The sequence below is a fragment of the Helicobacter apodemus genome (assembly GCF_003097575.1).
In the GTDB taxonomy this organism is placed as follows: Bacteria; Campylobacterota; Campylobacteria; order Campylobacterales; family Helicobacteraceae; genus Helicobacter_D; species Helicobacter_D apodemus.
Window position 1 is genome coordinate 1,495,977 of the sequence record NZ_CP021886.1, and the last position, 25,679, is coordinate 1,521,655.

General features: G+C 33.6%; 20 protein-coding genes and 2 pseudogenes. 7 read left to right on the forward strand and 15 right to left on the reverse strand.

Features of this window, described 5'->3' with window-relative positions; all coding sequences use genetic code 11:
* Positions 1–11 precede the first annotated feature (11 nt).
* From CDV25_RS07390 to CDV25_RS07420, 7 genes are all read left to right on the forward strand, one after another.
* On the forward strand, positions 12–1,211 hold the full coding sequence (locus CDV25_RS07390) for an NAD(P)/FAD-dependent oxidoreductase (protein WP_108911400.1): 1,200 nt from the start codon (positions 12–14) through the stop codon (positions 1,209–1,211).
* 298 nt (positions 1,212–1,509) lie between these two features.
* Positions 1,510–2,364, forward strand: coding sequence for an ATP phosphoribosyltransferase regulatory subunit (locus CDV25_RS07395; RefSeq protein ID WP_108911401.1), 855 nt, complete (start codon positions 1,510–1,512; stop codon positions 2,362–2,364).
* 9 nt (positions 2,365–2,373) lie between these two features.
* Entirely contained in the window at positions 2,374–3,621 is a 1,248-nt protein-coding gene (locus CDV25_RS07400) for an adenylosuccinate synthase (protein ID WP_108911402.1), read from the forward strand.
* Positions 3,621–4,046, forward strand: a complete 426-nt coding sequence (locus CDV25_RS07405) for a flagellar export protein FliJ (RefSeq protein ID WP_108911403.1) — start codon at positions 3,621–3,623, stop codon at positions 4,044–4,046. The genes CDV25_RS07400 and CDV25_RS07405 overlap by 1 nt, the downstream gene beginning before the upstream one ends.
* Positions 4,043–4,588, forward strand: coding sequence for a MotE family protein (locus CDV25_RS07410; protein ID WP_108911404.1), 546 nt, complete (start codon positions 4,043–4,045; stop codon positions 4,586–4,588). The genes CDV25_RS07405 and CDV25_RS07410 overlap by 4 nt, the downstream gene beginning before the upstream one ends.
* 9 nt (positions 4,589–4,597) lie before the next feature.
* Positions 4,598–5,068 (forward strand): hypothetical protein, encoded by a 471-nt coding sequence (locus CDV25_RS07415; RefSeq protein WP_108911405.1) that lies wholly within the window; start codon positions 4,598–4,600, stop codon positions 5,066–5,068.
* 87 nt (positions 5,069–5,155) lie between these two features.
* Positions 5,156–5,902, forward strand: coding sequence for a HugZ family heme oxygenase (locus CDV25_RS07420; RefSeq protein ID WP_108911406.1), 747 nt, complete (start codon positions 5,156–5,158; stop codon positions 5,900–5,902).
* A 1,287-nt stretch (positions 5,903–7,189) separates the two neighbouring features.
* Here the strand turns inward: CDV25_RS07420 and CDV25_RS07435 are convergent.
* From CDV25_RS07435 to CDV25_RS07505, 15 genes and pseudogenes are all read right to left on the reverse strand, one after another.
* On the reverse strand, positions 7,190–8,419 hold the full coding sequence (locus CDV25_RS07435) for a molybdopterin molybdotransferase MoeA (protein WP_108911407.1): 1,230 nt from the start codon (positions 8,417–8,419) through the stop codon (positions 7,190–7,192).
* Positions 8,420–9,424 (reverse strand): nitrogen fixation protein NifS, encoded by a 1,005-nt coding sequence (locus CDV25_RS07440; protein ID WP_108911408.1) that lies wholly within the window; start codon positions 9,422–9,424, stop codon positions 8,420–8,422.
* On the reverse strand, positions 9,418–11,241 hold the full coding sequence (gene selB, locus CDV25_RS07445; protein ID WP_108911409.1) for a selenocysteine-specific translation elongation factor: 1,824 nt from the start codon (positions 11,239–11,241) through the stop codon (positions 9,418–9,420). The genes CDV25_RS07440 and selB overlap by 7 nt, the downstream gene beginning before the upstream one ends.
* Positions 11,231–12,580 carry an L-seryl-tRNA(Sec) selenium transferase gene (gene selA, locus CDV25_RS07450; protein ID WP_108911410.1) on the reverse strand — a complete coding sequence of 450 codons (1,350 nt, stop codon included), beginning with the start codon at positions 12,578–12,580 and terminating at the stop codon, positions 11,231–11,233. The genes selB and selA overlap by 11 nt, the downstream gene beginning before the upstream one ends.
* Before the next feature lie 57 nt (positions 12,581–12,637).
* Complete coding sequence (locus CDV25_RS07455) at positions 12,638–12,991, reverse strand: YraN family protein (RefSeq protein WP_108911411.1); 354 nt, start codon at positions 12,989–12,991, stop codon at positions 12,638–12,640.
* Positions 12,992–12,993: 2 nt separating this feature from the next.
* On the reverse strand, positions 12,994–14,274 hold the full coding sequence (locus tag CDV25_RS07460) for a homoserine dehydrogenase (RefSeq protein WP_108911412.1): 1,281 nt from the start codon (positions 14,272–14,274) through the stop codon (positions 12,994–12,996).
* A gap of 10 nt (positions 14,275–14,284) precedes the next feature.
* Complete coding sequence (gene queF / locus CDV25_RS07465) at positions 14,285–14,746, reverse strand: preQ(1) synthase (RefSeq protein ID WP_108911413.1); 462 nt, start codon at positions 14,744–14,746, stop codon at positions 14,285–14,287.
* Between the two features lie 44 nt (positions 14,747–14,790).
* Positions 14,791–15,660: pseudogene (locus CDV25_RS07470) on the reverse strand (beta-1,4-N-acetylgalactosaminyltransferase); the annotation flags it as partial.
* Positions 15,635–16,000: a hypothetical protein gene (locus tag CDV25_RS10765; RefSeq protein WP_108911415.1), complete on the reverse strand. Its 366-nt coding sequence runs from the start codon at positions 15,998–16,000 to the stop codon at positions 15,635–15,637. The gene CDV25_RS10765 and the pseudogene CDV25_RS07470, both read right to left, overlap by 26 nt.
* A gap of 9 nt (positions 16,001–16,009) precedes the next feature.
* Positions 16,010–17,217, reverse strand: a pseudogene (gene gltS / locus CDV25_RS07480) (sodium/glutamate symporter).
* A gap of 78 nt (positions 17,218–17,295) precedes the next feature.
* A complete protein-coding gene (gene metE, locus CDV25_RS07485; protein WP_108911416.1) occupies positions 17,296–19,548 on the reverse strand; it encodes a 5-methyltetrahydropteroyltriglutamate--homocysteine S-methyltransferase in 2,253 nt (750 codons plus the stop codon).
* A gap of 165 nt (positions 19,549–19,713) precedes the next feature.
* A complete protein-coding gene (locus tag CDV25_RS07490; protein WP_108911417.1) occupies positions 19,714–20,280 on the reverse strand; it encodes an anthranilate synthase component II in 567 nt (188 codons plus the stop codon).
* Positions 20,255–22,027 carry a bifunctional chorismate-binding protein/class IV aminotransferase gene (locus tag CDV25_RS07495; RefSeq protein ID WP_108911418.1) on the reverse strand — a complete coding sequence of 591 codons (1,773 nt, stop codon included), beginning with the start codon at positions 22,025–22,027 and terminating at the stop codon, positions 20,255–20,257. Before CDV25_RS07495 ends, CDV25_RS07490 begins: the two co-directional genes overlap by 26 nt.
* Positions 22,028–24,022 carry a methyl-accepting chemotaxis protein gene (locus tag CDV25_RS10770; protein WP_108911419.1) on the reverse strand — a complete coding sequence of 665 codons (1,995 nt, stop codon included), beginning with the start codon at positions 24,020–24,022 and terminating at the stop codon, positions 22,028–22,030.
* A gap of 50 nt (positions 24,023–24,072) precedes the next feature.
* Entirely contained in the window at positions 24,073–25,668 is a 1,596-nt protein-coding gene (locus CDV25_RS07505) for an ABC-F family ATP-binding cassette domain-containing protein (RefSeq protein ID WP_108911420.1), read from the reverse strand.
* Between the last annotated feature and the right edge of the window lie 11 nt (positions 25,669–25,679).

Sequence of the window (25,679 nt, forward strand, 5' to 3'; positions counted from 1 at the left end):
AAGGAAGCTAAATGAAAAAAGTAGTCTTGCTTGGTGCAGGTTATGCTAATATGGCTCTTCTTAAGAGCCTCCCAAGTAATGTATGGAATGAAAATGAATATGAGTTTTTGCTTATTTCTAATACCCCTTTGCATTATTTTAGTGTTCTTTTGCACGAGGTTGCAAGTGGTGTTTGTGAGGAGGAAATTACCTTGCCTTTAAATGCTATCTTACCTAAAAATGTAAAATTTATACAAGATAAAGTAATAAGGATTGAGCAAAATTTAATACAAGCAGAAAATGATACTTATGAGTATAATATTTTGGTTGTTGGCTTAGGATTCCAAAGTGATAATTTTGGAATAGTAGGCATTAAAGAATATGCAGATTCTATTGTGAATTATCAAGGTGCTTTAGCGTTAAAACAAAAGATTGTCAATGCTTTGAGAGATTATGCTGTTAAGGGTGATGTGGAGAGCTTTAAAATCGCTGTTTGTGGAGCAGGATTTACAGGGATAGAGTTTATTGGCTCTTTTGTAGATGAATTAGTGCAAATACGCAAAGAGCTTAATATTCACCAAGAAAAAATAAAGATTACTTGCATTGAAGCTATGCCAAATATTTTACCGATGTTTAATCCTAAGCTATCTAGCAGTGCTAAAACTTATCTTGAAGAGAAAAATATTACTTTTGAGTTAGGTTGTAAAATCTTAGAATGTGAAAAAGATGGCATTATTGTTGAAAAAAATGGGCAAAAAGAAAAAATTGATGCTTCGTTAATTATTTGGACTGCAGGGGTAAAAGGTAACCAAGTGATGGAGGATTCTACATTTTTCACCACTCAAAGGAGTAAAGTAGAAGTAAATGCTTATCTCCAGCCTATTAATCAGGCTAATCAAGAATTGATGCAAAATGTTTTTGTTATTGGGGATTGTGCGGCATTAAAAGATCCTTTGACACAAAGATTTTACCCCCCAACTGCACAGATGGCTATGCAACAAGGTGAGTTTTTAGCGAAGTTATTAGTGCAAAAGCTTCAAGGTAAAAATTTTTCTGAAGAATTTTCTTATAAACCAAAAGGCACTATTTGTTCTATTGGCTCACAATATGCTATTGGCTATGTTGGGAAAATGAATATTAAAGGCAAGAGTGCTCTTTGGCTAAAAAGAGCGATAGAGGCTACTTGGAAGTTTAAACTTGTGGGTTTGAAGGCTTTTAATAAAACTTTCTAGGCTTTCATTAAGAGTTAGGTTTCAAAAATATTTTTGAATCTTTTTGGATCATAATCTAGCTAGTTGTTCGTTATAATAGGAAGGTGGGCTTAGAGTTCTTAGAAATATGTTTAGTAATAAAAGCTTTATAGAAATTATTGGGTGTTTATGATTTACTTTAATTTCATGCTTCATTTTTTAAAACTTTCAAAATAGCCAATCTTTGATTTTAAAGCACAAGTCTTTGGCAAAGCATAATAAAGGCTTTTTATGTGGAATTTGTGGTATAATTTAATCATTTAGCATTAAGGAATGATTTGTGATTTTAAGCCACGAAATACCGCAAGGTTCTAAATTATATTTTGGTAAAAGTGCAAGAGCAAAAAGGAATTTAGAAAACCTCGTGAGTAAAATACTTTATGAGAATGGCTATGAAGAGATTGTAACTCCAACTTTTGCTTATTTGCAACACCAAAGAGATATACAAAATAGAGAGGTAGTAAGAACTAATAATCAGTATAATCAACAAATTGTTTTGCGTAATGATACCACCATTGATGCCATACGATTGTTAGCCCCCCATTTAAAAGAGCAAAATATTGGTAGAAAATGGTTTTATATTCAACCTATTTTTACTTACCCTACCACAGAGTTTTATCAAATTGGTATTGAAAATTTAGAGAATTGTGATATTACTTCTTTTATACAAATGTCCCTTGAAATTCTTAATCAAGTGAAAATTCAGCCTTTTTTGCAAATTACTAATGTTAAGATTCCACAAATTTGTTCGCAAATCTTTAATATCCCTTTTGTAGCTTTTGAAAAGATTGATATTAGTGTTATAGAAAATGCACATCCTTTTATGGCAAGGCTTTTAGAAGTGCAAGATTTACCTTCTATTCAAAGTGTTGTTGAAGAGATGGGGAGGGTTTCTTTGCCAAAAGTTTTGGAGCAAGAGTTAAAGATCTTATTAGAAGTTGCACGAAATTTGCAGGAGCAAAAACCTATTATATCCCCTTTATATTGTCCGGCTATACCTTATTATAATGGAATGCTTTTTCGCTTTTTTCTTGATAATCAGAACATTATTTTAGGTGGAGATTATGAGATTTTAGGACAGAGAGCTTGTGGTTTTGGGATTTATACCGATCATATTATGCTACATTTAAATTAAGGGAGAATTGTGAAAACAAAAGCGGACTTAATAGTTGGGATTCAATGGGGCGATGAAGGGAAAGGAAAAATAGTAGATTTATTAGCACAAAATTATGATTATGTTGTACGTTATCAAGGGGGGCATAATGCAGGACATACGATTGTTGTAGATGGCAAAAAATATGCCTTACACCTAATGCCCTCTGGTATTTTGTATCCTAAATGTAAAAATATTATTGGTAATGGAGTGGTTATTAGCCCCAGTGATTTAATTAAAGAGATGGGGCAGTTTAAGGATTTAGAGAATAGATTTTTTATTAGCCAAAAAGCACATTTGATCCTTCCTTTTCATAATTTTCTTGATAAACTTCACGAAAAAAACGCAAAAAAAGCTATTGGAACAACAGGTAAAGGCATAGGACCAGCTTATACAGACAAAATTGCAAGGAGGGGAATTAGGATTGAAGAATTAGTAAATACGACTTCCCTTTGTCAGAAAATTTTAGAGCAAATAGTGCAAAGAGATTTGCAGAATTTTGGGATTGAGATTCCTAAAAAAGAAGTTTTACAATCCCAATTAGACTTTTATGCTCAATCTTTATTGCCTTTTTTAGCGAATACTACGCATTTATTATGGGAAGCTATGGATAGGGGTGAAAAAATCTTGTGTGAGGGTGCACAAGGGAGTATGCTAGATATTGACCACGGGACTTATCCTTTTGTAACAAGCTCCACTACAACAGCAGCTGGGGCTTGTAGTGGGAGTGGAATTGCCCCTAGAGAATTAGGAGAGGTTATTGGGGTTATTAAGGCTTATTGCACGAGAGTTGGCAATGGTCCATTCCCCACAGAGGAAGAAGGTGAGATAGGGGTGTTACTGCAACAAAAAGGTGGTGAATTTGGGACAACAACAGGCAGAGCTAGACGTTGTGGTTGGCTGGATGCTATGGCGGTAAAATATGCTTGTAGGCTAAATGGGGTAAGTGCTTTAGCTATGATGAAGCTTGATGTATTAGATGGTTTTAAGGAGGTAAAAGTCTGTGTGGGTTATAGGGATAAACAAGGCAAAGTTTTAGAGGCTTATCCTAGTGATATTAGTGAAGTAAAACCTCTTTATAAGGCTTTTGAAGGTTGGGATAAAACGGCGGGAGTTAGGGATTTTGAGAAGCTTCCTAAAAATGCTAAAAATTATGTCTTTGCATTAGAAGAGTTTTTGGGTGTGAAAATTGCTATGATTTCAACAAGTCCTGATAGACACGATACGATATTACGCTAATGAAAACAAAATTTACTCCTTTGGTATTGTTGCAAAAACAAAAAATTGATGTTATAGAGCAGGAGATTGAGCGTAACGCACAAGCTATTAAGGGCAAACAAGAGGAAATTGATACCCTTATAGCGGAGTTTGCAACATTAAAAGAGCCAACAAGTGGAGTTTATCAAGCTTTTTTAACTTTTGTGCATCATAAAAATGAATATTATCAGAGTATTGATTATAAAATGGGTGAATTAGCACTGCTTAAGAAAAAAAAACAAGAATTGCAAGAAGCTTTTAGATTGCAAAATATTGAGCTTGAAAAAGCAAAATACCTTGATAGTTTGGAAGTTAAGAAGGTATTACAAAGGTTAAAAAAACGCGAAAAAGTAGAAATGGATGAAATTTCTGTAATGCTTTATGCTAATAATAAGGAGATTCTATGAAAAAATTTATTATTTTTATATTTATTCTAAGAGTGTTTGCAGAGGATAATCAGCACCAAATTGTTAATTGTAATATTATTTTTGAACAAAGAAAGGCAGAGATTTTAAAAGAAATTGAAAAAATTGATGAACAACAACAAGCACTTCAGGCTTTGCAGAGTGCAACGCAAAATGTCTTAAACCAAAGAGAGGAGAGTTTAAAAAAGCGGGAAGAGGGAATAGCAAGTGAGAGGAAGGCACTTGAAGAAAAAGAAGCCCTTATCGCAAGAATGGTGAAAAAAAATGAGGAATTATTAAAGCAAATTAAAGCAGAGACAGAAAGTAAAGTCAATGAGACTTATGCAGGAATGAAAGATTCAAAATCTGCGGCTATCTTAGAGAATTTACCAGAAAAAGAAGCTGCAACAATACTTTTTGGGCTTGATACGAAAACAATGAGTAAGATTTTAGCAAAGATGAATCCGCAAAAAGCAGCAACTCTTACACAGATTATTCAAAAAGGTCCTCCCTTTGGTGAGGAAGAGCAAAAGAATACTTTATAAGGACTTTATTTGTTTTTTGAAAAAATGTTGCAATTGTATAAGCAAAAAAAATTTCATTTAAGCTCTAAACTTTTAGAAATGCTAAAAGATGGGGGTATAAAAGCTAATTTTGCAGATTTGCAGGTAGGAAATAGAGGCATTTATTTTTTGCTTCCTAATGCAGGGGTTAGCAAAGTTATGCTTTACCAAGCACAGATTCAAGAATCCCTTTTTCATACCAAAGGAGAACCTTTGGTGCATCTGTGTTCTTGTGATGAAAGCAAGAAAAACTTTAATCATAAAGATTTTTTAGCCATTATTAAGATGGATTTGCGATTTTTTTTAGGCATTTATTCCCATAAGATTGAGAGAAAATTTTTCAATGATAAACCTTTAAGACTTTGTCCGCAATGTTCTGAAATTTTATCGCATTACCAAGAAAATCTTGAACTTTTTTTTAAGAGTGCAGAAAAAGATTATCATTTAGATTTTAAGGATTAGTTTTTAATCTATGATAATTATTATTATTTTATTATATTTTAAAGCAATGTTTATTATTATTTAAGCATTTAATTTTTGGAGATATTTATGAGTTTTGAATCTGTTTTGCAACATTTAAATGAGCATCATCAAGAGGATTTGAAGGATTTATGCAAGAAGTTTGATAATGCTAAAGAAGTTACCAATGTAAAAGCTATCAATGTTGATTATGATGGACTTAGTTTAGTTTATAATGATAATAAAGATTTGTATTTACCATTTCCTAGCAAAGCTACTTCAGAAACCCTTAAGGATGTAATTATTGCATTAGTTTTAAGCGCTAAGAGATCCTTAGATGTAGAATCTATTCAAAAAGAAATGCTAGAATTTATGCAGGGTTTTAAATCTGTTTGTTTAGCTTCTCTTCATCCAAAAGGTAATGTTGTATGTTCTTATGCACCTCTTATTCAAGCTTTTGGGGATTATTATATTTATATTAGTGAAATTTCTGAACATTATGCTAGTCTTTATGCTAATCCTGAGAATGTGGAAGTTATGTTTTTAGAAGATGAGAAAGAGGCACATTCTGCTATTTTACGCAAAAGAGTGCGGTTTAAAACCAATGTAGTTTTTATAGAAAGGGGAGAGTTATTTGATAGGGTTTATGATGTTTTTGAAGAACAAAATGCTTTTAATGCTTCTTTGAAAACTATCCGCAAAATGTTTGATTTTCATCTTATTAAATTAGAATTCCAAGAGGGACGATTTGTTAAAGGATTTGGTGCGGCTTATGATATTAAAAATGGAGAGATTATTCCATTAACTGATAAAAACCCTCATAAACATAAGGCTTGATTTATTTAAATAGGGTTTTTACTTATTTTACTGAGCTTGAATAGCTTTGCCCTTAAGTAAATAAATTGCTTACCACCTTTTGGTGACTTGTATAACAATCTTTTAAAGCAGTAACAATTAATATTTGCTTTAGTGAAAATACATTCATAATAATAGTATTTAGTCTTTGTAGTTAAGCATTATAAAAAGTAAATAGATGATGTAATGTGCCAGAAAAAGAAATCTTTGAGAATATAGCAGTTAATCCTAGATATGCAATAAAATCACAGAATATTTATCTTAATTTGCAACAAGGATAATGGGATAAAAACAAAGAGAGTTTAGTTTAAATCAATGGCGGCACAACAAGAAAGGATGAATGCAAATAGAGCTTTAGAGTAAGCCTTAAAAGGTAGAAATGTAAGGTTTTCTTAAATTTAAAAACTAAGATACCATACCAAATAACAATCAAAAATCTACCTAACAAATACTTCGTAACTTTAATTTTAATTAAAACGCATTCTAAAGGGCTAGTTATAAAAAATGCGATTTAACTTTTAAAAGATTGCCAGGAAAACAAAGTATCAGATTATTAAACTAAAAAGGAAAAAACTAAATTAGGAAGTAATTTAAAAGCACAATTAAGACTTAATAAAATCTATGAAAAAAGTTCTAACATAAAAAAGATAGCTATTTATACTAAATACTTCATTCTATGAGGCAAAACATAATCGCAAATTCTTTGTAAAAGTAAATCCGCAGTATGTGGAAACGATAGTTTACCTTCAAAGATGGAATATATTTGTGAAGGCTGTGTAGCTAAGATTTACAGAGATATAAATGCAAATAGAAATATCTTACAAGAAGGATTAGAGCTATTTGGACTAGGAATTAGCCTATTAGACTATAAACAAAAGCCTTATTAGTTAATAATAGTTGAAGTTAGGAAATTCTTACTTCTTAAAGTGAGTGATTTACTAAGGTGTATTTCTTGAATTTAGTTATGAATCTAAGTTAAGTAAAAATTATTTTATAATCAAAATGGGAATAGGAGATTTTTGCGAAAAATTACTTTGGTTGCTTAAGAAAATTTTATTCCAAAAGTTATCTTTACTCTCCCTAATAACCAATAAATCAAAATCTTTTGTATAGGCAATCACTTCTGTAATGGCTTCTTCATAAAGAATAATAGAGAGTTTTATATGGATGAAGCTTAGGGTGCAACCTTCCCTAAAAAGTTTATAACAAACTCCGCAAACTTTATAGCAAGTTAGTGTTATATTAATAAAACCTTTTTCATAAATCCCCCTAATGATTGATAATATCGCATTTTTCTTTACTCCAAAGCATTGGGTAAGGCAAAACTTTAATTTCTCTACCTAATTCAATCTCTGTGCAATGCTCATCAAAAATAGCTATGCTATTACTCTTTGTTAGAGGGAGGATTTCTCCAGAATTGTATTTTCCTCCTTGTGTGAGATAAAACCCATTACTGCCTATCTCTCCTAACATTGCGTTCATCCTGCTTTTAAGTTTAAAGGCATTAGAATTTTTTAAAAGGATATATTGTGGGTAATATGTATTTGCCCCACTAAGTTGCCTTAAGAAAGGAATAATCAAAAAACGCAATAAAACGGCTGCCCCAAGAGGATTGCCCGGTAGGGCGATTAGGAATTTGTTTTTAAGTTTAGCGACCATTATGGGCTTACCGGGCTTAATTTGGATACCATTTATCAAAATCTCTGCACCACATTCTTTTAAAGATTCATACATAAAATCCGCTTCACCCTTACTTGCTCCACCTGTTGTAAATATCACATCATAGGGTTTTTGCAAAGTGTTGATTAAAAGTTCTTTTTTATCCCTTAAGATTCCGCCATAATTCCCATAAAATCCAAAACTTCTTAAGGTTGCAAGAATCATTGTCGTATTAGAGTTGTGGATTTGGTAGGCATTAGAAAACTCCCAAGGCTCTTTTAGTTCATCACCTCCAGAGAAAACACCGATTTTTAGAGATTCTAATACTTTTGTATAGGCAATACCTTGTGAGGCTAGAATAGCTAAATCATATTCATCAAGCATTTCTCCTCTACTTAAGAGCTTAGAATCTAAGCTTACTTCTTCGCCCATTTTTCTAATATTAGCACCAACTTCTAAATTTTTTGGCAAGACAATAAAGTCTTTTGCGTTTAATCCCTCTTGAATTTTTTCAAAAGGAATAACACAATTAGCATTTTTTGGGATTTTAGCACCTGTCATAATTTTTATACATTCATTTTTGTTAAGTGTTGTCTCTTGCATATCCCCGGCAAAAACACTTTGCAAGATTTTAACTTTATTCCCCTCATCGGCAGTATTAACCGCATAACCATCCATTGCGGAATTATCAAAAGCAGGTAGAGGGTTTTTGCAAAGTATATCTTGGGCTAAAAACCTCCCTAGGCATTCTTGTAGCGGTAAAAACTCTTCATTGAGTGAGAAATTCTCACCCACTTTGTTTAAAAGGTTAATAGCTTCTTGAAGTGTGAGTGCTTTCATTTATCCTCCTAAAAGTTTAAGTTGTAAGTATTTTTGTGCGAGTTTTTGGGCTAACTTTTGGGTATCTCCTTGAAAGTCTATAAAGCTTATGCTTAATAATTCCCTAGCCCTCTCTTGTGTGTATCCCATAAGCTGTAAGACAAAAGAGGGGTTTAAGAAGCCAAAGAGGCAATCTTGTCCATTGATTAAGCGGATATTATCAAAAATCAAGCTTTGTATGAAATCTCTAGCTTTAATTCCCTTTAAACCTAAGCTTAAAGTATTAGCAACACTAGGATAGAAGATATAAGAATCTTCTCCTAAAAGATTTTGTAAGTTTTCAAAAAAGGATGGTGCATAGTCTTTATTAGATATTTTTTGTGTTTGCAAGGCTGATAGAAACACTGCATAGAGGTTTTCAATCTCTAAGTAGTTTCCGCTTAAACCATAGAAATCCTCCCTTTGAGATGCCATAATGCCTAAGGGGCGAATAAGCCCTAAATTCTCCCCATTGGCTAGATAGATATTTGCATTTTTGGGTAGGGGTAATTTGAGGGCAAGTGCGTAACTAATATCCCAGATACTAAAATAAGGCTTTAAAATGGTATCAAGATGTGCATTGCTTGTTAAAATATCCTCATTTAAATAAGGCACAATGAAGCAATCTGCACCCTCTGCTAGGGCTTTTTGAATAGGTATCTTTCCATCTTCTATATTAGGGATTAGCGGGATAAAAGTATTTTTTTTAAAGTGCAAAGATGCTTCATAAAGCATTTTATGAGAGCTTAGGATAAGGGCTACTTTATATTGTTTGCTTAATTTATCTAAGAGGAAGTAAAAGGATTCTACACTGAAGTTAAAGGGCTTGATGGCTTTGGTTTGAAAGAGTGCATTAAGTGCTTCTTTATCTTGTTGGATTTTTTGTAGGGCATTGGGGGTTAGGGCAAAATAATTGGGGGAATCTATGGCAATAAATTTTTGCATTAAGCTATGTTTAATGGGTGGGTTTTGCAAATAATCTAGCATAATTGATCCTTTTTAAATCTCCGCCCCTCTTTATTGATAATATTTGAAAAACTATCTAAATAATCCAAATAAGTAATTAGGTATTTTCTGCTTAGGTTTAAGTGGTTTTTTAAATTGTTAAGTTCTAAATAGCCCTCATCTTGTAGGATTTTCCGCATAAGTGCTAAGAGTTGGGATAGGCTTTGGGCGGTAATAAAAAGCTTGTGGTTTAAGCGGATAACTTTCTTTTCTCTTGTTAATTGCTTCAATACTAAATTACCTGTTGCCCTATCAATATCTAAAGATTCATATAAATTATAAGGGGCAATGGGTTCAAAACCTTGCATTTGAAGCGTTTCATAAATACTTTTGTAGAGATAATCTTGGATATTTTCTTTAAAGCTTAAGGAGATATAAAAAGATTCTTCTTTATTAAGTAGCCCCCTTTGGTGCATTGTTTCTAAAACCATTTTCGCAAAATCCTCTACAATCCACGCGTGTTTTTGACTTAAGAGGGCAGGAGAGAGGAGAGCGTTTGGGTTTTTATCAAGTATGTTGTGAATGATTTTTTCTAGGATTTGTTGGGTTTGTTTGCCATAAGCGACAAGATGTTTTGTGCTAACAAAGCAATCTTGAATTTCTGAAGCAATGTTAATGGCTTCACTTTGTGGGATACCAAAACGTTGCATTGCACTAATTAAGCCAAAACCTTTTTTGTGTGCTGATAATAAAATGCTAAAAGCAGTTTTAAAATCCTCTTTATCTAAGGATTCTAAAAAAGCTAATTTTTGCTTCTTTTTCATAGGGTCGCCAATGGGGCTTAAGATTTTTCCCCCTCCTAAGGTTTTATTTTCATCCCTTAGGATGAACCTTTCACCAAATACACTAAAGATAGCCCTATCGCATTTTAAAGTGGCGTATTTTGGATGATTTTTTAAAAATAAGACTTTACCCTTACATTTTAAGGAACCAATAAATACTAAAACTTCACTATTATGTGTTACATTTTCATAAAGATCTAAGCAAACTTCAACCGCATTAAAGCCTCTTAAATACCCTTTTTTGGTGAGTAAATATCCCCTCTTTAGTGCATTATGGGATATTCCTGCTAGGTTAATAGCAATCCTTTGTCCGCTCTTTGCTTCTTTAATAAAGGCATTATGGCATTGAATATTTTTAATCCCTAAAGACTTTTGGAGATTACAACACCATATTTTTTGCTCTACATTAAGGTTTCCATCTAAGAGTGTCCCGCTTACAACACAACCTGAACCCTTAATGGCAAATGCTCTATCAATGTAATAACGGAAGCAACCTAAGTCCCTATGAAATTTTTTGGGTAATAAAAATAATGCTTCTTTGAGTGCTTGGATACTCGCATTATCATAAATGGAGCATTCAAAGATACTATAATTTAGGTTATAGTGTGAAAACAGCTCTTTTATTTGAAGTTTTAGGGCAGCTATTGTATTTCTAGAAGCTAAATCTGTTTTGGTTAAAACAACTAAAAATTCCTTAATGCCTAATAAATAGGTGATTTTTAAATGCTCTAGTGTTTGTGGTTTAATCCCCTCATTACTTGCAATCACAAGCAAGGCATAATCCATTCCAAAAGCTCCAGCAATCATATTTTTTACAAGCCTTTCGTGTCCGGGCACATCAATAAAAGCAATATTTTTAACTCCATTGCTAAGATGAGAAAAGCTTAAATCTAAAGTTATACCCCTCTTTTGCTCATCCTCCCTCTCATCCCCCCAAAAGCCGTTTAAAGCGGCTATAAGACTTGTTTTTCCGTGGTCTATATGCCCTATACTTCCAAGGATTACATTATCTTGCATTTTGTGCCTTTAAGAGTGTTGTGCTAATAGTTTCAAAATCTTTTGTAAAAAGTGCTATTATCTCTAAAATAACTTTTTTATCCTCTAAGCGAGCAATAATACCCTCTTTTCTCAAAAAAGACTCTAATTGTTTCTCATCTTTTGTTTTAAGGGCAATACCATAAGAATCTAAAGGTTTATTAGGCATAGCACCACCTCCTATGTAACTTTTTGTTTCTATAATTTGGGGCTTAAAGATAGGGGGTATTTGTGCTAAGAGTTTTTGGGCTTTGTGTTTTAACTGCTCTTTAGTTTGCAAAAGCATTTTAGCAGTGGGTATTTTTTCATATTCCCCCTTTAGATACGCACATAAAAGTGCTTCTAGCATACAAAGCGTAAATTTATCCACCCTTAGCATTCTTAAGAGTTGGTTTTGTTTAAGCTTGGTGATATATTGTGCTTTACCAAAAATGATACCCGCTTGTGTCCCACCTAGAAGTTTATCTCCACTAAAGCTTACTAAAGAGGGTTTTAAGGCGGCAATTTGCTCTAAACTTGGTTCAAATTTTTTTAAATATTCACAACCGGGTATCTCCAAATACCCACTACCTAAATCATAATAATCTAAAAGATTTTTTTCCTTAGCGAGTTTTATTAAATCCTTATAAGCAGCTTCTTTGTAAAAGCCTGCAATTTCATAATTAGATTTATGGGCTTTGAAAATCATAGCGGTATTTTCATTAATGGCTTCTTGGTAATCTCGTAAATAGGTTTTATTAGTCGTGCCAACTTCTTTTAAAATAGCCCCTGAATCTTGCATTACTCTAGGGATTCTAAAGTTTCCTCCTATTTCTATAAGCTCTCCCCTTGAAACAATAACCTCTTTGTTTTTTGCAAAAGTGTTCAAAATCAAAAAAACCGCTGCGGCATTGTTATTGACAATTAAAATATCCTCCGTTTGCAAAAGGGTTGTGAATAGCTTTTTTAGGTGGATAGTGCGCTCACTCCTTATCCCTTGTTGTTCGTCATATTCTAAGTTATTATAAGCACTTAATGTTGGGATGATTTCTTCTAAGAGTGTTGATGAGAAAACACTGCGTCCTAAGTTGGTATGCACGATGATTCCTGTTGCATTAATAAGGGGTTTAAGGGATTTTTTGCTTAAATGCAAATATTCCTTAGCAATATGCTCTACACACGATTCAAAGCTTAAAATCTCTCCGCCTTTTAAGAGATTTTTGCGATAATCTTTTAAAAATTTTTGGATAAGGGGTTTTAAGACAATGGGATTATAAGCACTTAAGGCTTTAGTGTTGAGTAATTTATCGGTTTTTGGGATTTGTTTGAGGAGATTTTCCATAGAACTTCTTCATAAAATAAATTCTTAATACAATAACTTAAAATCACTTTATTTTTATTAAAAAAGTGTAATGTTTTCTAGCCATTGTATTTGATAATCCTCATTTTCTTTAGCTTTTGAAAGGATTAAGGCACTTAGGCAAAAGGGCAAGTCTAGCTTCTTTTTTTGTAAATAATAAGTAATGCTTTTTTTGAGATGTTTGAGTTTTTGTGGGTTAATATTAAAAACAGGTTCAAATCCTACCCCGCTTTTTACCTCTACAAAATATAAAACTTCCTCATTTTTTGCGATAATGTCAATTTCTCCAAAAGGAGAGAAAAAATTACACTCTATAATCAAAAATCCTTGCTTTTGCAAAAAATTACAGGCTAAAGATTCTGCTTCTTTGCCCTTTTGTGTTGTGTTTTTCATCTTTAGGGCTTTTCAATCCTAATCATCACCGGTTTTGCTTGGGTAACTTCTAGGTTGTGGATTTTCTCTAAAGCATTTCTGATTTTAGATTCTGTGCAAGTATGTGTGGATAAAAGCAAGGTGGAATGGTTTTTAAGTTTAGAGGGGGATTGCAAACAAGTGTTAATAGAAATTTCCTCTTCCCCTAAAATGGTCGCAATTTGCGCTAAAACGCCGGGTTTATCAAGCACTAAGACTCGTAAATAATACGCACTATTTATCTGCAAAAAAGGCTTTAAATGTAAATTTTTTTCAATAGAGTTTTTAAACCCTAGCATTGGGGAGCTTTTAGTTCGCGCTATTTCAATAATATCTGAAATCACTGCACTAGCGGTTGCATCTCCTCCTGCCCCTGCTCCATAATAGAGTGTTTCTCCTACACTATCTCCTACGACACTAATAGCATTCATTACGCCATCGACTTTACCAATCATAGCATCTTGAGGGATTAGAGTGGGATGAACGCGTAATTCTACCTCTTCGCCATTTTTTTTAGCGATTCCTAAAAGCTTAAGATGATAGCCAAATTCTTTTGCAAAGGTAATGTCTTCTTGGGTAATTTCTGTGATTCCTTGTGTTAATACATCTTCTGGCTTGGCATTAATGCCATAGGCAATACTTGCTAGAATTAGGAGTTTATGCACACAATCAAATCCCTCTACATCAAAGCTAGGGTCGCTCTCTGCATAGCCTAATTCTTGTGCTTCTTTAAGGACTTCTTGGTATTCTACTCCCTCATTTTTCATTTTGGTTAGAATATAATTACAAGTGCCATTAATAATGCCATAAATGCTTAAAATATGATTAGCCCCTAAGCCATCACGTAAAGCCTTGATAATAGGAATCCCGCCTGCAACGCTTGCTTCAAATCCTATGGGTAAATTCCCCGCAATTTGCTCTAACTCATAGCGATGATAAGCAAGCATTGCCTTGTTGGCTGTTACAAAGGCTTTAGATTTTTTTAAGGCTTTTTTTGCGATTTTAAAAGGCTCTTCAACACCACCTGCTAACTCGACAATAATATCGATATTCTCATCTTCTAAGATTTCCTCCACATTATTGGTAATAGGGAAGTCAAACTCTCCTCTCACTTTAGAGGCATCTCTTATCACCGCTTTTTTAATGAGAATATTGCAACCTGTCCTTGCGGCAATCAATTCTTGATTATTTTTAAGTATCTTTGCGACACTGCTACCTACAACCCCTAATCCTACTAAACCTATGTTGAGTTGTTTTTTTTCCATTATTTCTCCATTATTTTAATAAATTGTGATGCAAAAGCCTAAAATTTGCCATTTCTTCATATTTTGTGCTTGAGATTCCATAATTTGCATAAGGATTGATACTAATTCCGCCTCTTGGGGTAAAATCTCCTAAAACCTCTAAATATTTAGGCTCTAAAAGCTTGATTAAGTCTTTTAAAATGATATTCACGCAATCTTCGTGGAATCCACCCTCATTACGGAAGCTAAAGAGATAGAGCTTTAAAGACTTAGATTCCACCATTTTAGCTTGGGGAATATAATTAATTCTTATAGTGGCAAAATCTGGTTGTCCTGTTATGGGGCAGAGGGTGGTAAATTCTGGACAAACAAAATCTACCCAATAATCCCTGTCTTGGTGGGCATTTTCAAAAGTTTCTAAAAGATTAAAATCATAATTGAAAGTATAAGAAGTTTTTTTTCCTAAGCTTTTGAATGGAATCTTTGTTTTCATAACATAATGCCTTTAAAGTAAAAGGCGATTGTAACAAATTAATACTAAATTCTCTCCAAATCAAATCGACTATAAAGGGAAAGTATGGTTTCTTTTTCAAGCATTTTTGGATCTATTTCTATACCTATAGCTTCATCGTTAAACTCTTTTAAGGGTAAAGCATTTTTAGGAATGCCCTCGCGTCTCTTTTTTATATTAGGGAAATGATAGTGGCAAAGCTCAGAGCGATAAATTCGACTATAAGAATCCTCTATTTTGGCTTCATAGGAATGATAATCTCCTTGCAACGCTTCAAGTTGGGATTGAGTGGGTTTGCCCTTTAGGATTTGTTCTCCCCAATCTTGAAGTTTTGGGGAGAGTATGCGTTCATAGTATTTAAAGTTGTGGTTGTATCTTAGAGTTTGATCCCCGGCTCTATTATAATAACCCCTCCCTGATTTACTGATATATATCTCTTCCCATTGTATATAAAAATCCATCCTTGAGAGTGTAAGAATATCGGTGTTTTTCTTTAAGAGGTAAAGACTTTTAAAAAGTTTTTTAGCATCATAGATATGATCCATATCAAGCTTGATAAACCATTCTCCTTGTGGGATAAAACTCAAAATATAGTTAGAGTAGTAATAAAGTTTATTTTCCTCTTTTTTAGGATTTTTAATTTCCACATTATAGGGGTATTTTATCGGGATAAAGCTTGGATAGGTTTTACAAAATTCTAAAATAATTTCTTCACTCCCATCATCACAATCATTATAGCCAATCACTCCTCTTTGTATAGCCGGAAGGATAGAATCTAAAGACGCCCTTAGCGTCCTTGCTTCATTTTTTACCCTTATATACCCCCAAGGATTAAGCGGGGATTTGGGATTGTTGGCATTGCTATCCAAGCTAAAGAAGCCATAATGCCTTATTTTGCCCCCCCCCCCCGCCATTATTTATTAAAGCATTTAGACTTAGAGCCTTGGAGGATTGTAGGGTGTAGGGTTTAGAAGTTTTTGTTGCACTAGAGATTGTCAGATTTTCTTGTGTTATAGCCAAGTTTTGCTCTCTAGCAAAATTGAGGGCTAAAAAATCCTCATTGCTAAAGCTATTTATCTTAGAGCAAATATCAGGAGGGAGAAAAGAATCTACTTTATCTAAAGTGATAGTAAAGATTCTATTTTCTATCCTTTGGCGAATCTTTTGACGATAAGATTTGATGGGGATAAAGGCACAAATAAGTTTAGCAAAATAACGTTTGAAGTATTGCAGCATAATAGATTCTTAGAAAAATGGTAATTTCAAAGTGATGCTAATAATAATGGCATTGATAATATCAATAAAAAATGCCCCCACTAATGGCACAATAATAAAGGCAATATGGCTCATTCCATAATGCTGTGTTATGGTTTGTATATTTGCCATAGCTGTAGGAGTGGCACCTAGTCCAAACCCACAATGTCCAGCAGCTAGAACTGCCGCGTCATAGTCTTTACCACAGAATCTGAAAGTAATGAAAATCGCAAAGGCTACCATAAGGATAACTTGAATGGAGAGGATTGCAAACATAGGAAGTGCTAAAGCAACAAGTTCAGAGAGATTAATAGTCATTAAAGCAAAGGCTAAGAAAAGCGATAAACTTACATTTCCAATCACAGAAACCTCTCTATCAAAGACTTGGTGTATTTTAGTCAATGATAAAAGATTACGCAAAATTGCTCCGATAAATAAACACCATACAAAAGTCGGTAGGGTAAAAGAAGAGCTTTTAAAATATTCAGAAAGCAAAGTGCCTAATAATAACGCAGTGGCAATTAATGCTAAAGATTGCACAAAAGAGGCTGCAGTGATTAAACGTTCTTTTTCTGGCTTTTCAAATCCTTTTGGCGAAGATTCTTCATTTAAATAAGGAGTGGTTTGTAGATGATATTTTTTCACAAGATAATGGGAGACTGGACCCCCAATAAGCCCTCCTGCGATTAAACCAAAGGTTGCACAAGCAAGGGCGACTTCTAAACCCGCATCAAAATTATAAGGATCAGCCTTAAATATCTCTGCCCAAGAAGCTCCAGTGCCATGCCCCCACTCATTGTAATAGAGCCGCCTAAAAGTCCGATTAGTGGATTTATACCCATAAGTTTTGCTATAAAGATTCCTATAATGTTTTGTAAAAAGAGCAGGAGAGCGACACACATTAGGAAAATAAAAAGAATCTTCCCTCCTTTTCTAAGTGAAGTAAAATCAGCACTTAAACCAATACTGGCATAAAAGGTTAACATTAAAGGCTCTCTTAGGGAGTCATTAAAACTAAATTTAATCCCACTATATTTTAATAAACAAAAGATAATTATGGCTATGATAATACCCCCAACAACAGGTTCTGGGATATTATAATCTTGCAAGAATTTACTCTTACTTATCACCCATCTCCCAAGCAGTAAAACACCTACTAAGGCAACTAAAGTAGCATAGAAGTTTAGATTTATTACCATAAAAATTCCTTAAAATGTGCATTGTAACACAAAAGAATTTAAGTAGGCTAAAGCGGATATGCCCTTTAGTAAAGGCAGCTATGAATTTCTAATGACCTTAACTGCTTCTACCATATTTTTTAAACTAGGTTTTACCTCTTCCCATTTTCTTGTTTTTAATCCACAATCTGGATTGATCCATAATTGCTCTTTGGGTAGCACTTCAAGTAAGGCTTGAATTTGCTTTTTTATCTCCTCTGTATTTGGGATTCTAGGGCTATGTATATCATAAACACCCGGTCCTACTTCGTGCGTATAACCCACCTCTTTAAAGACTTTTAAAAGCTCATTTCCGCTTCGTGCAGTCTCTATGCTTATAACATCGGCATCTAGAGCTTCTATGGTTTTAATAATATCATTAAACTCACTATAACACATATGGGTATGAATCTGTGTTTGTGGTGAGGCTATGGCAGTTGAAGTTTTAAAGCATTCTAATGCCCATTTTTCATATTCTTTAATATTCTCTTTCCTTAAAGGATAACCTTCTTTAAACGCTGCTTCATCCACTTGAATAATAGAGATTCCTGCTTTTTGCAAATCATCAATTTCATCAGCAATAGCAAGAGAGATTTGCTCACATACTAAATGGCGAGGTAAATCATCTCGCACAAAACTCCAATTAAGAATCGTTACAGGACCTGTTAGCATACCCTTCATTACCTTTTTGGTAAGACTTTGGGCGAAGGTTATCCACTCTATTGTCATAGGGTTCTTTCGCTCTACATCACCATAAATAATAGGGGGTTTTACGCAGCGACTTCCATAGCTTTGCACCCACGCATTAGAGCTAAATACAAAGCCTTCTAACTGCTCCCCAAAATACTCCACCATATCATTTCTCTCTGGCTCTCCATGCACTAGCACATCAATTCCAATACTTTCTTGAAACGCTACGCAATCCTTAATGTATTCCTTAATGCCCTTTTCATAGGTTGCTTTATCAATATTGCCTTTTTTATAATCTAGTCTTAATGCTCTAAGCTCTGGAGTTTGCGGGAATGAACCAATGGTAGTAGTAGGTAAAATAGGGAGATTGAGGGCATTTTTTTGTAACTCTAATCGCTCTTTGAAATTCATATTTCTTTGTTTTAAAGTGTTTTGTTGAATCCTATTGCGGATTTTTTGGTTATTGGTCTTAAGCGAGTTTTTCCTAGAAAGTATGGTCTTAGCATTTTCCTCTAAAGATTGTTTGGCGGCTTTTTCACCCTTAAAGACAAGTTCTAAAGTCTTTAATTCTGCTATCTTTTCTTTAGCAAAACTAAACCAAGAGAGGATTTCACTTTCAATGTTATCCTCCCCCTCTTTGCTAAAGGGCAGGTGCAAAAGAGAGCAAGAGCTGCTTATTACAATGCGTTCTTTTGGGATAAAAGCGTTAATAGAATCTAAAAGGGCTAATTTAGATTCTAAATCCGTTATCCAAATATTGCGTCCATCAATCACCCCTGCATAGAGGACTTTATCACTTTTAGCAAGTGCTTCTAGGCTTTGTTTGTTTTTCTCTCCATATACAAAATCAAGCCCTATACCATAAATATTGGTCTTTAGCAAAATTTCTGTAAGTTCGCAACTATGTTCAAAAAAGGTGCTCACAATTACCTTAATGCCTTTTTGGCTAATTTCATTATAAACGCATTCAATCATTTGGCTATTATAGATACTTTCTAAATTGTTTGCTACATTCAAACCTTTAACAAAAATAGGCTCACTAAATTCAATCATTACTTCACCAAGTGTTGTGATTTGCTCGATGAGTTCTAAATAGGCTTTTTTAAGCTTGTCAAAGATTGCTTTTGTTTCCCCTTGCGTGATTTTACTTAGGGCAAAAAAGGTAAAAAGTCCAATAAGTTGGATTTTTGGTTTATAGCCTAAGCTTAGGGCTTCTTGGTATTGTTTGATAATCTTATTAGCATTGGCTTTATAATTATCCTCATCGCTTAACTCTGGCACGACATAATGATAATTAGTGTTAAACCATTTTGTCATTTCGCAAGCTACGCCTACATTATGCCCCCTTGCCATTGCAAAATATCCCTCTAATCCGCTTAAATCTTTGAATCTCTTTGGCTTTGCATTAAGGGCATAGGCTAAATCTAATACATTGTCATAGAGGCTAAAGTCATTGACACATACAAAATCAAGCTCTTTTTGTAGCTCCCAATGCTTTGCCCTTAAATCTTTTGCAACTTGTTGTAATTCCTCCTCATTGCTCTTACCACTCCAAAAACTCTCCAATACTTTTTTTAATTCTCTGTTTTTCCCAATGCGTGGAAATCCTAAAATATTACTCATTTTTTTCCTTGTTGTAATCAATATGTAAAATCGCATTATACTACTTTTTTATAAATACATATCGTATTTTTGTATAATTAATAGATTTTATAATCTAAGGTTACAAAATGTAAATTTATGGATTTTTAGAATCATTGTTTTAAGGGTTTTTAAGCTTTAGTTATTTTAGATTTTTAAGAAATTATGAAGTAATTGTTTGCCTTGAGATTGTAAAATAGATTCAGGGTGGAATTGTATGCCATAGAGTGGAAAATGTTTATGCTGGATTATCATAGGGATTTTATGATGATTTTTGGTAATAAATCCTAGCATTTGGCATTCTCCAAGTTTAGATACATATAAAGAATGGTAGAGGGCTACTTTAAAGGGCTTAGCAATATTTTGACAAAGTTTATTAGGGATAAACTCACAAAGCATACTCTTAGCGTGTAGAGGCGTATCCATTTGTTCCACTTCGCCCCCATAGACTTCAGCGATACATTGCATACCTAAGCATACTCCAAGTGTTTTTTTGTGGGGGAAGTTTCTAAGAATGCTTAAAGATATTCCGGAATCTTTAGGTGAGCCAAAACCTGGCGAGATAACAAGATGGCTAAAAGATTCAATAAATGTTTTTTCAACACTAGCGTCATTTTTGATAACTTTAGTCTTCGCCCCTAAGGTTAAAAAGTAATAATACAAATTGTAAGTAAAAGAATCATAATTATCAATTAGAAGTATTTTTGCATTCATTGAGTGTAACCTCTATAATTCCTCTTAAGGAGTTGATACAAAAGATTCTTTCTGCCTTTAAAATATCTTTTTTCCATAAAATTCTTTCTTTAATAAGTTTAGAATCTAAAAGAACTTGCCGCATACAACCTCTCAATAAGCCACTTTCTTTAGAGGGAGTTAGTAGGATATTATCTTTTAAAATTACGATATTGCTTCTACTGCCCTCTGTAATCTCTCCTTTTTCATTGCTATAAATATAATCAAAGATTGTTTGATTAAAAGATTCTTTAAAATGCTCTCTTAGAGTGGTTTTATGATAGAGCAAGTCGTTATGGGAGTGAATATAATCTTTAGCAAAAGCGACTTTGTGAGAATAGATAGGGGTATAGGGGATTTGCTCAAAAAATATTTCTTTGCCTAATAAAAGACGCAAAATAGAGGGGTTGGAATCCCTTTTAAGAAAGGGTAAAAGTGTATCGGGGATACTCTCCCAACCCTCTTTAGATAAAAGTGGTTCAAAGATTTCAAAGTTTTTTAGTGTATCAAGAGGATTTTTTAAGCTTTGGTAGGAATCTTCTAAGATTTTAGGATAATCAAAGCCCAAATCCTTTGCACTTTTTAAAAGTCTTTTTAAATGGTAAGAGAGCAAAAAGGCTTGATTATCCCGCACAAGAATTGTCTCTAAAAGTTTAAAATTATGGGGAAAAAGGAATTGGGATTTTAATTGCAATTCTTTAAATTCCTCCTCCCACTTAGAATCCCACACTATTCCACTCCCTACACCATAGCGATAAAAGTCCTCCCCTTGGTATCGTATAAGGGTTCGTATGGGGACATTAAAACGGGCTTTATTTTTGGTAATAACACCTATGGCACCACAATATACTCCTCTATCTCTAAGTTCTAGGTTTTGGATAATCCCCATCGTGGATTTTTTGGGTGCTCCTGTGATAGAACCACAAGGGAATAAAGCACTAAAGATTTCATAAAGGGACTTGTGAGGGACTTTTGCTTGAAGTTTTGAGACCATTTGGTGAAGTGTAGGATAGGTTTTAATAGTTAGGAGGGATTTGATTTTTAGGGTATGTAGTTTAGCAATTTGGCTAATATCATTGCGTAATAAATCTACAATCATAATGTTTTCTGAAATACTTTTAGAATCTCGTTTTAAATTTTTTTTATTTTTCTTATCCTCTTGTTTGTTTTCGCCCCGTTTAATCGTCCCTTTCATTGGCTCTAAAGTAATCTTGTCTTTTTTAAGCTTAAAAAAAAGTTCGGGAGAGAGGGAGATAATCTCGACAAAGGGGGTTTTAAAATAGGCTTTATAATCTGTATCTTGCATACAAAGCAAAGCTTTAAAAATCTCTAATCCCTCACAATGGCTTTGTAAATGTATCTCTTGTGTGAGATTGACTTGGTAGGTATTCCCCGCTTTTAGATGGTGCTTTACTTTTTCAAAAGTATGTTTGTAAAGTTCCTCATTAAGTCCTTGTTTAAGGGTGGGATAAAATAAAGCTTTGCTTTTTAGGGATGAAGCAAGGAGAGGAGAGCGTCTCTTAAAAAGGATAAATTCTAATAAAGGCTTTTTATGCTCTTTTTGCTCTTGCAAGGCAAATAAACCTGCTTCATAACTAACATACCCAACTAAATAACCATATTTTGCATATTTTTGTATTTTTGTAAAGCAAAGGGGTAAGTCCTTTTTGCTAAAAGCAAAAATATGCTTGAGAGGTTTAGAATAAACATAATTGCCAAAAACTACCATTTAAAACTTAAATTCATTAATTTTAGCTTCAATCTTTTGTGATTGGCTTGAAAGCTCCTTAGAGACACTAGAGATTTTATCCATTTCTTGAGAAATGTTTTGTAAATATTCATTTAACTCTTTGTTGTTGTTTAAAAGTGAGTTTGCTTCGTTATTAAGCTGCTGTGAGCTTGAAATTGTTTCATTAGCAAGGGAGCTTACGCCTTGTATGCTTTCATTAACCTTGTTGATATTTTCTTGAATTTGGTGGGAATTATCTACAAAAGAAAAAAAGTTTTTAGAATTTTGTGAAATTTGTGTGCTAACATTACTGATAGACTGCGTGATGATATTAATGGTGGTATCAATTTCATTGAGGGATTTTTGTGTTCTCTCTGCTAATTTCCTTACTTCATCGGCAACCACTGCAAATCCTCTCCCGTGATCCCCTGCTCTTGCTGCTTCAATGGCTGCATTAAGGGCTAAGAGATTGGTTTGGTCTGCAATATCAACGATAGCCACTAAAATGTTTTTGATATTTTCTGCATCTTGGGTGAGTGTTGCAATATCTTCGACTAATGCTTCTTGGTTTTGTGCATCTTGTGCAATGCTTTGTGAAAAATTCGCAATAGAATTTTTTGTTTCATCTAATTGGGATTTTGCTCCTATAATATCTGTCATTGTATGGGTCGTTTTTTGGATATTGATTGCTAGTGATTCCCCAACTTCTTTGCCAATTTCATTAGAATAGTTAGAAAGTTTAAAGCTCTCTTGTGTGTAACCTAAGACATCTTTTGCTCCTTTGAGTAAATCTTGAGAAATTTGGAGATTGTGCTTACTTTGTGCGTTTAGTTCCATAAAAATTTGTTTAATAGTCTGCAAAAAGTTTTGGATTGCTTGATACATAATGCCAATTTCATCAGAGCTTTTTTTGAAAGATAGGGTTTTGCTAATATCTTTAGTTTTATTCATATAAACTAAGAATTCTAAAATTTTTCTAATCCGTGAAGTGATGTTACAAACAATAAGATAACCTATCCCTAAGGTTGAGAGAATAACTAATGCTAAAACAATACCTAATCCTATAAAATTAATAAAGTTTTTGGATTTATTATTTGAAACTGTCGAGATGAGATTATTAGCAAGATTATCTTCAATGTTTTTTAAAATATTAATTTTAAGGGTAATGGTATCAAACCAATAAGCCTGTGAAATACCAAAATTACCAGTTTGTGCCTTTTCAATAGCGATTTTGCGTATCCTTTGCACTTCTTGGAAGCTTGGGTCTTTTATGGCTTGTTGGTAAAATTCTAAATTTTCTTGTGTGCTATAGTGTATAAAATTTTCTAAATAGATATTTTGTGCTGTTATTAGGGCAATAAATCGTTGGTATAATCCTTCTGTAAATTTGTTAGCCCCTAAGACATTAGATAAAATAGCCCTTTCTTGTCCAGAACTTTCTTTAGCGTTAATAAAATCAATAAAAGCTATTAAAGAGCGAACCACTACATAATCTCTGCTGATATTTGCTACTTCTGTAATATCTCCTATGAGGCTTGAAATAGTCTGTGTGTAATAGCCTAAAACCTCTCCAACTGCCATATTAAAAGAATCAACCCCCTCCCGGAATCTTTGTAGGTTTTCTAATTGTTTTAAGGAATCCTTTAAAGAGTTTTGCAACATTATTGGATAATCCCTAAAGTTAAAAGATTGTAAAAAAGTTTTTAACTCCATTACTTTTTTATCGGTTAATAATCTTTGCTCTAAGAGCATTTTTTCAAAGTCTTTATCTTTTGTCCCTAAGTAACCTGCAGAAGCTCCCCTTTCTTTTTGTAATTCGTGGATAGTCCCACTAATATTTGCAGAAAGTAAAATACCCTTCTCTAAAAGTTCGATTCGGACATATTCTTTATAGCTATTTTGGATTAGAAAGATCGCAATACAAGTAAAAATAACTAAAGGAATACATAAAAGTAATAACATTTTTGTGCGGATTTTAAGATTAGAAAATACCATAATTTCTCCTTTTTGTTTGGTATTTGAATATGCTTAATGCAATAAGTAAGCTAAAATTTTGAAGAGTTCTCTATATATTCTTCATAGCTCCCTCTAAAGTCTATGATTTCATTATTTTCTTTAAATTCTATAATGCGGTTAGCAAAGGCATCAATGAGTTCTCTATCGTGACTTATGCAAATAATATTCCCATTATATTTATAGAGGGCTTCACCTAAAGCAATAATGGCTTCTAAATCAAGATGATTAGTGGGCTCATCTAGCACTAAAAAATTCCCTCCCTCTAGCATTAGCTTAGAGAGCATTATGCGGTGTTTCTCTCCGCCGCTTAAACGACCTACATTTTTTTCTTGTTCCTCACCATTAAAGAGCATTCTTCCTAAAGCATTGCGTATCTCTCCGGCTTCTTTTTTCTTATCAAATGCCCTAAGCCATTCATAAAGACTTTCTTCTCCTGTGATAAGCTCTGTAGTATTTTGTGGAAAATAACTCCTTTTTATGGTTGCTCCCCATTTTATACTTCCTGTTTTTGGTGCTAGATTCTCACAAATTAATTCACAAAAAGTGCTTTTTCCGATCCCATTGCGTCCAATAAGGGCGATTTTATCCCCGGGAAGTATTTTTAAATGCAGATTCTTTAAAATTTCTAAATTTTCATAGGCAAAACTTAGATTTTCAATATCTAAAGCCTCATTTCCAATATTGCGTTCGGGTTTAAAAAGTATGCTAGGTTCTCTTCGGCTAGAGGTTTGCAGATTTTTTATATCAAGTTTTTCAAGTTGCTTTTGTCGGCTCGTGGCTTGTCTTGCTTTAGACGCATTAGCGGAAAATCGAGCAATAAAAGATTCTAATTCTTCTTTTTCTTTAAGTTTTTTATTGCGTTCCATCTCTTGTTGTTTGGCTATGAGTGTGCTAGCAATATACCAATCATCATAATTTCCGCTAAACTCCCGTACATTTTGAAAATCTAAATCTAAAATATGTGTGCAAACACTATTTAAAAAATGCCTATCGTGTGAGATAACCACTAAGGTTCCTTCGTGCCTTTTGAGTTGTTCTTCTAAGTAGGCAATAGCATTTAAATCTAGGTTATTAGTGGGTTCATCTAAAAATAAAATATCGGGCTTGGGAAAAAGCACTTGGGCTAAAAGCACTTTAAACTTATCACCCCCTGTTAGGGTTTTCATTAATTCTTTATGGATAGAGGAGGGGAATCCTAAATCCTCTAAGATTTTTTGGATTTGTATATCATACTCATAAGTGGGGTCTTCCTCTGCACAGATAGTTTCAAGCTCTCCTAATCGCTCATTAGTTGCATCGCTAAAATCTCCGCTTTCATACAAGCTTTCTTTTTCTTTGATAGCATCATAAAGCCTTTTATTACCATATAAAACACAATCTTCAATGCTAAAATTTTCAAAGGCAAATTGATTCTGTCCTAAAACACCAATCCTTGCATTGGGGGCAAAAGCAATATTTCCATTGGTGGGTTCTATTTCTTGGCTTAAGATTTTTAAAAAGGTTGATTTTCCTGCTCCATTAGCCCCAATTAGCCCATATTTTTTGCCTTTGTTAAGCTTCAAGTTAATATCTTCAAAAAGTTTTTTGGTGGCATAGTGCATACTTAAGCCTGTGATTTGAATCATAAAATGCTCCT

Excerpts from the sequence above, each read along its gene's own strand:
- CDV25_RS07390 (WP_108911400.1), top strand. The coding sequence starts at position 12 with ATGAAAAAAGTAGTCTTGCTTGGTGCAGGTTATGCTAATATGGCTCTT.
- CDV25_RS07405 (WP_108911403.1), top strand. The coding sequence starts at position 3,621 with ATGAAAACAAAATTTACTCCTTTGGTATTGTTGCAAAAACAAAAAATT.
- CDV25_RS07410 (WP_108911404.1), top strand. The coding sequence starts at position 4,043 with ATGAAAAAATTTATTATTTTTATATTTATTCTAAGAGTGTTTGCAGAG.
- CDV25_RS07420 (WP_108911406.1), top strand. The coding sequence starts at position 5,156 with ATGAGTTTTGAATCTGTTTTGCAACATTTAAATGAGCATCATCAAGAG.
- CDV25_RS07435 (WP_108911407.1), bottom strand. The coding sequence starts at position 8,419 with ATGAAAGCACTCACACTTCAAGAAGCTATTAACCTTTTAAACAAAGTG.
- CDV25_RS07440 (WP_108911408.1), bottom strand. The coding sequence starts at position 9,424 with ATGCTAGATTATTTGCAAAACCCACCCATTAAACATAGCTTAATGCAA.
- selB (WP_108911409.1), bottom strand. The coding sequence starts at position 11,241 with ATGCAAGATAATGTAATCCTTGGAAGTATAGGGCATATAGACCACGGA.
- selA (WP_108911410.1), bottom strand. The coding sequence starts at position 12,580 with ATGGAAAATCTCCTCAAACAAATCCCAAAAACCGATAAATTACTCAAC.
- CDV25_RS07455 (WP_108911411.1), bottom strand. The coding sequence starts at position 12,991 with ATGAAAAACACAACACAAAAGGGCAAAGAAGCAGAATCTTTAGCCTGT.
- CDV25_RS07460 (WP_108911412.1), bottom strand. The coding sequence starts at position 14,274 with ATGGAAAAAAAACAACTCAACATAGGTTTAGTAGGATTAGGGGTTGTA.
- queF (WP_108911413.1), bottom strand. The coding sequence starts at position 14,746 with ATGAAAACAAAGATTCCATTCAAAAGCTTAGGAAAAAAAACTTCTTAT.
- CDV25_RS10765 (WP_108911415.1), bottom strand. The coding sequence starts at position 16,000 with ATGCTGCAATACTTCAAACGTTATTTTGCTAAACTTATTTGTGCCTTT.
- metE (WP_108911416.1), bottom strand. The coding sequence starts at position 19,548 with ATGAGTAATATTTTAGGATTTCCACGCATTGGGAAAAACAGAGAATTA.
- CDV25_RS07490 (WP_108911417.1), bottom strand. The coding sequence starts at position 20,280 with ATGAATGCAAAAATACTTCTAATTGATAATTATGATTCTTTTACTTAC.
- CDV25_RS07495 (WP_108911418.1), bottom strand. The coding sequence starts at position 22,027 with ATGGTAGTTTTTGGCAATTATGTTTATTCTAAACCTCTCAAGCATATT.
- CDV25_RS10770 (WP_108911419.1), bottom strand. The coding sequence starts at position 24,022 with ATGGTATTTTCTAATCTTAAAATCCGCACAAAAATGTTATTACTTTTA.
- CDV25_RS07505 (WP_108911420.1), bottom strand. The coding sequence starts at position 25,668 with ATGATTCAAATCACAGGCTTAAGTATGCACTATGCCACCAAAAAACTT.